Origin of the sequence: Arthrobacter humicola, from assembly GCF_039531445.1 — a bacterium.
In the GTDB taxonomy this organism is placed as follows: Bacteria; Actinomycetota; Actinomycetes; order Actinomycetales; family Micrococcaceae; genus Arthrobacter; species Arthrobacter humicola.
Genome location: NZ_BAAAQB010000035.1, coordinates 81639 through 91157, shown reverse-complemented (window position 1 = coordinate 91157; position 9519 = coordinate 81639). Strand labels below are relative to the sequence as shown.

Here is a 9519-nt window from a genome sequence, read left to right as displayed (position 1 = left end):
CAAAGAGCTTGCGCTTCACTGCGTTTCCTTCCAATACAGACAACAAAGGCCGCACCGGATAACCGGTGCGGCCTTTGGAAAAGGTCGGACAATCACTGCCGTCCTTCATGAGGGTGAGCGACGGGGGTTGAACCCGCGACCTCCTGGACCACAACCAGGCGCTCTGCCAACTGAGCTACGCCCACCATGTGCCGTATCAGGCCCTCCGGCGAACCGGCGGGCTGGAAAGGCAACGACAAATAGCTTACCTGTTGTTTGGGGGTGGTTTTGCCACTTTTGCGATTTTCACCGAAATTTCCGCCAAACGTGGCGCAGATTACTTTTCCGCGCCACGGTCCCGGGTGCCGCTACTCGGCCTGGGTGGACTCCGCCGGGGTGCCCTCAGCCGGGCCGTCGCCCATGACGCGCTTGGCGATCCGCTGCGCCGTGGCGCTGTCCGGACCGGGCGCGGGGACGAACACCGCCTCGCGGTAGTAGCGGAGTTCGTCGATGGAGTCCTTGATGTCACCAAGCGCCCGGTGTCCGCCCATCTTGGCGGGGGACTGGAAGTAGGCCCGGGCAAACCAGCGGCGGGAGAGTTCCTTGATGGTGCTCACGTCGATGACCCGGTAATGCAGGTGCTCCACCACCTCGGGCATGTCGCGGACCAGGAACACGCGGTCGGTGCCCACCGAGTTGCCGCCGAGCGGGGCCTTCCTGGGGTCCGGCACCCACTTCTTGATGTAGTCGAGCACGGCGGCCTGCGCTTCGGCCATGGTCTTGCCGTGCGGGAGCTCCGCCAGGAGGCCTGACCGGGTATGCATGTCCCGGACGAAGTCGTTCATCTGGGCCAGCGCGGCGTCGTCGGGCTTGATGACGACGTCGACGCCCTCACCCAGGATGTTGAGCTCCGAATCGGTCACCAGGGCGGCGACCTCAATCAGGGCGTCGTTCTTGGTGTCCAGGCCGGTCATTTCGCAGTCGATCCAGACGATGCGTTCGTTAGTTATAGGCACCCGCCCAGCCTACCGTTCCGACGTCACAGGGCCGTCCGGTGCTAGGATTTCGGGTACGCGGCCGTCGAAGTATTTCGTCAAGCCGGCGTGCCCCGGGCCGGACAATTCGGCCGACTGCGGGCGGAAAAATGGCCCACGACAGATTGGACGATCCTGACATGACGGCGCCTGTGCCTGCGGCGGGGGAAACGGCTGCCGGTACGTCCCGCCCGACTGACTCCCGTACGACTGAGACCCGCGAGGCCGGATCCCGCCCTGCTGACCTCGGCACGGCTGACCTCCGCCCCGCTGCCGTTGACGAAGTCGACAACCCCCGGTCCCCGATCCTTGCCGGGTTCCTCGGATCGTTGTTCATGGCGATCGGTTCGATCGGCGTCGGCTGGCTCGCCCCCGTGTCCGGGCTCCGCCGCGTTCCGCTGTTCATCTGGATGCGCACCGAAGCCATCGGCGTCGCCCTGTCCATTGTCCTGCTGGCCTTCGGCGGCATGCTCCTGGTCCGCGCCTGGCTGCGGCTGGGCCAGCGCGTCCGGGTCTGGGGACCGGGGGCCCGCAAGGCCACGCTCCAGGCGACCGTGGCGTGGGGCTTGCCGCTGATGTTCTCCGTGCCGCTTTTCAGCCGGGACGTCTACGCCTACATCGGCCAGGGCCGGCTCATGGTGGAGGGGTTCAACCCTTACGAAAACGGCATTTCGGCGCTGTCCAACTACTTCCAGCTCGGCGCGGACAAGATGTGGACCGAGGCGCCCGTTCCGTACGGCCAGCTCTTCCTGTGGATCGAGCAGTTCGTGGTCTGGGCCACCAACGTGAACCCCGAGGGCAGCATCATGCTCTTCCGGATGGCCGCGCTGGTGGGCATCGTCCTGTGCGTGATCTACGTGCCGAAACTGGCCGAACTCCACGGGGTGAACCCGAACCGGGCCCTGTGGCTGACGGCCGCCAACCCGCTGTTCCTCACCAACTTCATCGCCAGCGTGCATAACGACGCCCTTATGATCGGGCTGGCCCTGGCCGGACTGTATTACTGCGCAACCCGCCGGGTCATCCGCGGAATCGTGCTGGTCACGCTCTCCATTGCGGTGAAGCCCATCACGATCGTCTTCCTGCCGTTCATCGGCCTGCTCTGGGCGGGAAAGAACGCCAGCTGGCCCCGCAAGTTTCTCTTCTGGGGCCTCACGGCCGGCATCAGCCTGGCCCTGCTGTACCTCATGAGCCGGGTCAACGGCTTCGGCTTCGGCTGGATCAACGGCCTGTCCGCCCCGGGCAGCATCTGGATCTGGTACGCGCCCGTGGGTCTGATGGGCCTGGTCGTCGCCTCCATCTCCAACGCGTTCGGCCTGGACGGCTGGGGACTGGCCAAGTGGGCGTTCGACGCCGGCAAGCTGGTCGCCGTCGGGATCGTCGCCTGGCAGATCTTCCGCGGTGACTACGACCGTCTGATGCGCCGTCTCACCCTGGCGTTCGCCGCCGTCGTGCTCCTGTCCCCGATGATCCAGTCCTGGTACATCGTCTGGCTCATTCCGCTGTTCGCGGTCACGGGCATCCGCGATGACTGGCAGGTCAAGGCGCTCTACTTCATCGTGTCCTTCTTCATGGTGTACGCGATCTCGGACCAGCTGGACGTCTTCCCGTACCTGCAGACCGCCGACCTCGGCCTGGCCCTGGCGCTCGCCCGCAACGCCGCGGCCATCATCGCCCTGCTCTTTGCGCTGTACCTGATCTTCCTGGACCCGAAGACCAAGCTGCTGTTCAGCAAGTCGGACGAGCCCGTCACCACACGGCCGATCATCTAGATCTGTTTGTCCGGTCTGGATCAGCCAGGCGGCAGGTTCTTCAGCGCTTCCCTGCGGGAGAGCGGACTGAGCTCGTCCCGGTGCCGCTGCACAAACGCCACCACCCAGTCCGGGTCCGTCCTGGCGTACTGGCGCAGCGCCCACCCGATCGCCTTCCGGATGAAGAACTCCTGATCGCCCAGGTTGGCCTCGATCACGGCGGTCAGGAGGGCCGTGTCCGTGGCAGCCTTCGCCCCGAGCTGCGCCGTGATGGAGGCCCGCCGGATCCAGAAGTCCTCGTCCTTGCTCCAGCGCCCCAGGACCGGCGTCAGTTCTGCCCGGTGCGCCTGCAGGAGCCCGCCCAGCCGGTGCGCCACCCCGTCCACCAGGTCCCACCAAGCCCCGGTGCGGATGATTTCCTCGTACACGGCCAGCATGCCGAGCTCCCGGGCCGCGAGTTTCAGCCCGGTGAGTTCGATCGCCGCATAGCGTTCCTCACGACAGCCGGAGTCCCGCCACAGTTCGAGCACTGCGGACCGCAATTCCGCGATGCTGCCCGGAGGGTGCTCTTTGACGATTCTGCGGACTTCGGGAACCCGCACGCCCAGAAACGGCATCTGCGACCTCATATAGGCTTGTGCCCCGGCGGCGCGGCCGGGATCGGCGGCAGCCTGCAGACGGCCGCGGATCGCATCAATCAGTTCGGTGGTGGCCATGAGGCCACTGTAGACATCCTGCGGCGGGCTTTAGAGTTGAAGCCAGCAAGCCGCGGATCCGCGTCGGAAGGAAACCCATGTCCATGATCAAGAGTCCCGAAGAGATCGCCCTGATGCGCGAGGCCGGCCGGGTGGTCGCCACCACGCTGGGCCGGGTCCGGGACGCCGCCGCAGTCGGTGTCTCGCTCAAGGAACTGGACGAGGTCGCCGCGGCGTCCATCGCCGACGCCGGTGCCACGCCGGCGTTCCTGAACTACCGGCCCCGGTGGGCATCCGTCCCGTTTCCCGGGGTCATCTGCACGAGCGTCAATGACGCCGTCGTGCACGGCATTCCCAACGGCTACCGGCTGCAGGACGGGGATCTGCTGAGCGTGGACTGTGGCGCGTTCCTGGACGGCTGGTGCGGCGATGCCGCCGTCAGCTTCGTCGTCGGCACGGCGGCCCCCGTGGATCAGGCCCTTATCGACGCCACGGACGCCGCCCTGGCGCGGGGGATCGAGGCTGCCCGGATCGGGAACAAGATGGGCGATCTGGGCTACGCGATCGGCGGGGAAGCGCGCCGGGCGGGGTACGGGCTCCTTGCCGACCACGGCGGCCACGGGATCGGCCGGACCATGCACGCCGAGCCGCACGTGCCCAACGACGGCCGGCCCGGCCGCGGCATCAAACTGACCGAGGGCCTTGTGATCGCCATTGAGCCGATGCTCATTCTCGGCCGCAAGGACGACTACTACCATGACGAGGACGAGTGGACCCTCCGGTCCGCGAACGGGCGCCGCGCCGCGCACAGCGAGCACACGGTTGCCATCACGAAGGACGGCCCGGTCATCCTGACGCTGCCGTAGGTCGGCTGGTCGTGGGGTCCGTACCCGTCAGAGGCGCCGTGAGGCGGACGACGGCGCGTCCCGGCACCGCGTCGCTGACCACTTCGAAGCCAGCGGCCAGGAAGAGCCCCAGCGTGCCGTGGTAAAGGTCTGCCGGACCGGCCTTGGGCCGTTGCGCGGGATCGACCGGACAGCCCTCCACCACCGTGGCTCCGTGGGCAAAGGCGTGCTCGACGGCGGCCGCGAGCAGCGCCCGCGCCACGCCGGTCCGGCGCTGGCCGGGGGAGACAACAAAACAACTCACGGACCACACCTGATTCCCGCCATGATCCCGGGCCATGTCAGACCCCGTCGCCGTCAAGACCTTCGAGCGGACGATCCTGGGATAGCACCCGCGGGCCTCGACGGCGCACCAGCCCACCGGGTTCCCGCCGCGGAAGGCGAGCACCCCCGGGGCCGGGCCGCCGCCGTCGAACTTGTCGCGCAACTGGACTTTCCGCTGTTCGGGGGTGGACGCGGACCACTGTTTTCCGGTGAGGGCGAAGAACCGGCACCAGCAACGCGACGGTTCGCCGCGGCCGCCAAAGAGGCGCTCGACGTCGGGCCAGTCCGCCGCCGCGGTGGTGATGGCTTCCGGGCCCCGGGGTTCTGCTCCGCCCATGGAAACAGGCTAGCCCCCCGCCGGCGTCAGCGCGTGCGCGCGCCGGCGCCGGACTGACGGCCGGCACGCTGACGATGCGCGGCCAGGCGCAGTTGGATGATGCGGGCGGCGCCGGCGATCGCGACCAGCACGCCGCCGCCAACGGCCGCGATGAACAGTGCAATGCCCAGCGGGACCGAGCCCGTGAGGCCAAAGAACTTGACCTGCACATATTCCTGGTTCTGCAGGATGAAGGCGATAAGCAGGATCAGCACCACCAGCGCGCAGGCAACCGCGGCCCAGACCATTCCCGCACGGGTGACCTGGCGCGCCTCCGGTGCGGGCGCCGGTGTTCCGGGCGTCTCTGGCCGGGGCGTTTCTATCCCCGTCGCCGCGGCCGGGGCAGCCGGAGCCGGAGAACCAAGGTCCGGGCCGGACTGGATTCCGGTGTTGGCGCCTTCCTCAGCGGATCCGGACGCGCGGTCAGCGGCCCTCGGGTACTGGGTGGTCGGGGCGTCGTAGGAATCGTTGGGATCAAATCCGCGGGGTGTCTGGGTCATGGCGGCCGTACCTTTCGGTTGCGGGCAGGGAGCACAGGCGTTCCCTGGTGCCCTGCCTGTCCCCTCAATACTAAGCGTGCTGATGGCTGATGGCGGGTTGTTGGCACCGGGGCGGGCACGGTATAACGTCACAGCCAAGGGAAGCCTTGAAGAGGAGGCGCGGCCGTGACAATCATTGACAACGCTGTTTATGTGGACGGTCGCCGGACCGCCGACCCGGAGGATCTCGAGGAGACGTATTTCCTGCTGCGGCAGCGCCAGGGCATGGCGTGGATCGGGCTCTACCGGCCCGAACCTGACGAGCTGCGATCGGTGGCCGAGGAATTCGACCTGAGCCACCTGGCCGTGGAGGATGCGCTCGCCGGCCACCAGCGGGCGAAACTGGAGCACTACGGCGAAACCTTGTTCCTGGTTCTTCGGCCGGCCCGGTATCTGGATGATGTGGAGAAGGTCGAGTTCGGCGAGATCCATGTCTTCGCCGGCCCGGACTTCGTCGTCACCGTCCGCCGTGCCGAGTCGCCGGATCTGGCCCGGGTACGCCGGCGCATGGAGTCCGAGCCGGACTTCCTGGCGCTAGGACCGGATGCGGTGCTGTACGCGATCGTGGACCAGGTGGTGGACGAGTACGAGCCGGTCGCCGCCGGGCTGGAAAACGACATCGATGAAATCGAAGATGATCTGTTCGCGGCCGATCCCGGCGTGTCACGCAGGATCTATGAGCTCTCCCGTCAGGTCATCGGGTTCCAGCGCGCCACAGCCCCTCTTGCCGGAATCCTGCAGACACTCATGGCGGGCGGACCGGACGGGGTGCCGGATCCCGAACTGCAGGACCACTTCCGCGATGTCCTGGACCATGCCCTCAGGCTCGGGGAACGGGTGGCAGCGTTCCGTGCGCTGCTGCAGAATGCGCTGGCAGTCAACGCCGCGCTCGTGGCACAACGGCAAAACGATGAAATGCGCCTCTTGACGGAGTCGAGCTTCGCCCAGAACGAGCAGGTCAAGCGGATTTCGTCGTGGGCTGCGATTCTGTTCGCCCCGACGCTGATCGCGTCAATCTACGGCATGAACTTCCGGCTCATGCCCGAGCTCGACTGGTTCTTCGGTTATCCGATGGCACTCGGGCTCATGGTGGTCATGGGCTTGATCCTGTACCTGGCGTTCAAACACAACAAGTGGATCTGACGCCCCGGCGCAGGCGGATGGGGAACCGCAGCCGGATGCGGGGGAGTGTGGCCGTGATGCGCGGTGGCGGTTTTTGCGGTGGCGGCCAGGTCCCTGATGGGACTCTGGGCTGCGGAAGTCCGCAGCCCAGAGCCGCTCTTCTTGTGCCCCAGGAGGGAATCGAACCCCCGACCGGCGGATTAGAAGGCCGCTGCTCTATCCCCTGAGCTACTGGGGCACGTTGGCTGCCGCCGGCTGCTGCCGGGGACGCCTCAAAAAGTTTACAGTGCCGGACGGCCGCCGACGGTCAACGCCCGCCCCGGGCTTGTCGGTAGTCCGGGCCGCTCGCCAACTCCTCCCCAACACCTCCCCGGTGCGGGTGCCGGCGGCAGGTTTTCCACATGGCTCAGCCGGGCCCTCCCCGGCGACCGTCCAGCGCAGGATGCTGGAACTGCCCGCCAGGGCACGACAACTCGAGACAGGACATGAGAATGAGTGACAACATTACGGTCCGCGGCTTCGTGGCCACGGAGATCAGAAGCTCTACCACCCCCGGTGGCGTGGCCACGGCGTCCTTTCGGCTCGGCGCCACCGACCGCCGTTACGACCGGGCGACCAGCACCTGGGTGGATGGCAACACCAACTGGTTCACCGTCCAGGGCTACCGGCAATTGGCTGGCAATCTGGGCTGCAGCGTCAAGAAGGGCCAGCGGGTCATTGTCGTTGGCAGGCTAAAGATGCGGAGTTGGGAAAAAGACGGCCGGATCTACCATGCCGCAGAAATCGACGCCGAGTCCGTTGGCCACGACCTCATGTGGGGATCCGCCAACTTCACGCGCACGGCCGGAGCCGGAACCCAGACGGCCGCCGGGCCGGGCGCACCCGGCGCGCCCGGTGCCGGGGACGGGGATGGCGGCTCAGCGCCGACGGAGTCCGGTGATGCCGACGGACACAGCGACGGCGGCCCCGACGACGCGACGTACATCGATGAGGCGCCCGGTGAAGAAGAGGAAGTGGACCGGGAAACCGGCGAACTGAAAGGGGCGGCGGCCTGAATCCCGGCAAGGCGCCGGCGGCGAGCCAGGAAGCGACGATATCCGCGTCCCTGATTGGCGCGGGGATTCCGGGCAGCTCCGTCCAATGCCCGCCGGCGTCCTCCAGCATCGTCAAAGGACCGATTGGGGTCGTCTGGAATGTGAGTTATCCCGGCCGAGCCACTAGATTTGTAGGCATGGCGGAATTTATCTACACAATGACCAAGGCCCGTAAGGCTGTCGGCGAAAAACTCATCCTCGATGACGTAAGCATGTCCTTCTTCCCGGGGGCCAAGATTGGCGTTGTCGGCCCGAATGGTGCCGGTAAGTCCACCATTCTCAAGATCATGGCAGGCCTGGACACTCCCTCCAACGGCGAGGCCCGGCTCAGCCCCGGCTACACGGTCGGCATCCTGCTGCAGGAGCCGCCGCTGAACGAAGACAAGACCGTCTTGGGCAACGTCCAGGAAGGCGTCGGTGAAATCTACGGCAAGATCCAGCGCTTCAACGAGATCTCCGAGGAAATGGCCAGCCCCGATGCTGACTACGACGCCCTCCTCGAGGAAATGGGTCAGCTGCAGGAAGCGATCGACGCCGCCGACGCCTGGGACATCGATTCCCAGCTGGAACAGGCCATGGACGCCCTGCGCTGCCCGCCGGCCGACGCCGATGTCACCCTGCTCTCCGGCGGTGAGCGCCGCCGCGTCGCCCTCTGCAAGCTCCTGCTGCAGAAGCCGGACCTGCTGCTTCTCGACGAGCCCACCAACCACCTCGATGCCGAAAGCGTGCTGTGGCTGGAGCAGCACCTCTCCAGCTACCCCGGCGCCGTCCTCGCTGTCACCCACGACCGCTACTTCCTTGACCACGTGGCCGAATGGATCGCCGAAGTGGACCGCGGCCACCTCTACCCGTACGAGGGCAACTACTCCACGTACCTGGAGAAGAAGCGTGCCCGCCTGGAAGTCCAAGGCAAGAAGGACGCCAAGCAGGCCAAGCGCCTCACCGAGGAACTCGAATGGGTCCGGTCCAACGCCAAGGGGCGCCAGACCAAGTCCAAGGCCCGTCTGGCCCGCTACGAGGAAATGGCTGCCGAGGCAGACCGCACCCGCAAGCTCGACTTCGAAGAGATCCAGATCCCGCCGGGACCGCGCCTCGGCGGACTTGTGCTGGAAGCCAAGGACCTCCAGAAGGGCTTCGATGACCGCACGCTGATCGACGGACTGTCCTTCAGCCTGCCCCGCAACGGCATCGTCGGCGTCATTGGCCCCAACGGCGTCGGCAAGTCCACCCTGTTCAAGACCATCGTGGGCCTGGAGCCGCTCGACGGCGGCGAACTGAAGATCGGCGACTCCGTCAAGATCTCCTACGCGGACCAGAGCCGCGGCGGCATCGACCCCAACAAGACCCTGTGGGAGGTCGTGTCCGACGGCCTTGACTACATCCAGGTCGGCCATGTCGAAATGCCGTCCCGTGCCTATGTTGCCGCCTTCGGCTTCAAGGGCCCGGACCAGCAGAAGAAGGCCGGGGTGCTCTCCGGCGGTGAGCGCAACCGCCTCAACCTGGCGCTGACCCTCAAGCAGGGCGGCAACTTGCTGCTCCTCGACGAACCGACTAACGACCTCGACGTCGAAACCCTCAGCAGCCTCGAAAACGCCCTGCTCGAATTCCCGGGCTGCGCCGTCGTCGTCTCGCACGACCGCTGGTTCCTGGACCGGGTGGCCACCCACATCCTCGCCTACGAAGGCGACGAGGAGAACCCGTCCAAGTGGTACTGGTTCGAGGGCAACTTCGAATCCTACGAGGAGAACAAGGTGGAGCGC

General features: G+C 66.6%; 9 protein-coding genes and 2 tRNA genes. 5 read left to right on the top strand and 6 right to left on the bottom strand.

Annotated features, from left to right (window positions below; translation table 11 throughout):
- Window positions 1–112: 112 nt before the first annotated feature.
- Window positions 113–185, bottom strand: a tRNA-His gene (locus tag ABD243_RS12880).
- Window positions 186–347: 162 nt separating this feature from the next.
- Window positions 348–995 carry an oligoribonuclease gene (gene orn / locus ABD243_RS12875; RefSeq protein WP_344366303.1) on the bottom strand — a complete coding sequence of 216 codons (648 nt, stop codon included), beginning with the start codon at window positions 993–995 and terminating at the stop codon, window positions 348–350.
- A gap of 158 nt (window positions 996–1153) precedes the next feature.
- Between orn and mptB the strand changes: the two genes are divergently transcribed.
- The gene (gene mptB, locus ABD243_RS12870; protein WP_202615946.1) at window positions 1154–2785 is read left to right on the top strand and encodes a polyprenol phosphomannose-dependent alpha 1,6 mannosyltransferase MptB; all 1632 of its coding nucleotides are present in this window, start codon (window positions 1154–1156) and stop codon (window positions 2783–2785) included.
- A gap of 20 nt (window positions 2786–2805) precedes the next feature.
- Here the strand turns inward: mptB and ABD243_RS12865 are convergent, their stop codons facing one another.
- A complete protein-coding gene (locus ABD243_RS12865) occupies window positions 2806–3480 on the bottom strand; it encodes a DNA alkylation repair protein (RefSeq protein ID WP_344366301.1) in 675 nt (224 codons plus the stop codon).
- Between the two features lie 77 nt (window positions 3481–3557).
- Between ABD243_RS12865 and map the strand changes: the two genes are divergently transcribed.
- On the top strand, window positions 3558–4325 hold the full coding sequence (gene map / locus ABD243_RS12860; RefSeq protein ID WP_344366299.1) for a type I methionyl aminopeptidase: 768 nt from the start codon (window positions 3558–3560) through the stop codon (window positions 4323–4325).
- Here the strand turns inward: map and ABD243_RS12855 are convergent.
- The gene (locus tag ABD243_RS12855) at window positions 4306–4965 is read right to left on the bottom strand and encodes a GNAT family N-acetyltransferase (RefSeq protein WP_344366295.1); all 660 of its coding nucleotides are present in this window, start codon (window positions 4963–4965) and stop codon (window positions 4306–4308) included. The two genes, map and ABD243_RS12855, sit on opposite strands and share 20 nt — an antisense overlap.
- Before the next feature lie 26 nt (window positions 4966–4991).
- Window positions 4992–5504: a LapA family protein gene (locus ABD243_RS12850; RefSeq protein ID WP_344366291.1), complete on the bottom strand. Its 513-nt coding sequence runs from the start codon at window positions 5502–5504 to the stop codon at window positions 4992–4994.
- Window positions 5505–5669: 165 nt separating this feature from the next.
- Here ABD243_RS12850 and ABD243_RS12845 point away from each other — a divergent pair, with 165 nt between their 5' ends.
- Window positions 5670–6686, top strand: coding sequence for a magnesium and cobalt transport protein CorA (locus ABD243_RS12845; protein ID WP_344366289.1), 1017 nt, complete (start codon window positions 5670–5672; stop codon window positions 6684–6686).
- A 144-nt stretch (window positions 6687–6830) separates the two neighbouring features.
- On the opposite strand, the gene ABD243_RS12840 is transcribed toward ABD243_RS12845, so the two are convergent.
- Window positions 6831–6903, bottom strand: a tRNA-Arg gene (locus ABD243_RS12840).
- Window positions 6904–7156: 253 nt separating this feature from the next.
- On the opposite strand from ABD243_RS12840, the gene ABD243_RS12835 reads away from it, so the two are divergent.
- Entirely contained in the window at window positions 7157–7720 is a 564-nt protein-coding gene (locus ABD243_RS12835) for a single-stranded DNA-binding protein (RefSeq protein ID WP_344366285.1), read from the top strand.
- A 176-nt stretch (window positions 7721–7896) separates the two neighbouring features.
- Window positions 7897–9519: energy-dependent translational throttle protein EttA (gene ettA, locus ABD243_RS12830; RefSeq protein WP_344366282.1), on the top strand; the 1623-nt coding region annotated here is incomplete at its 3' end.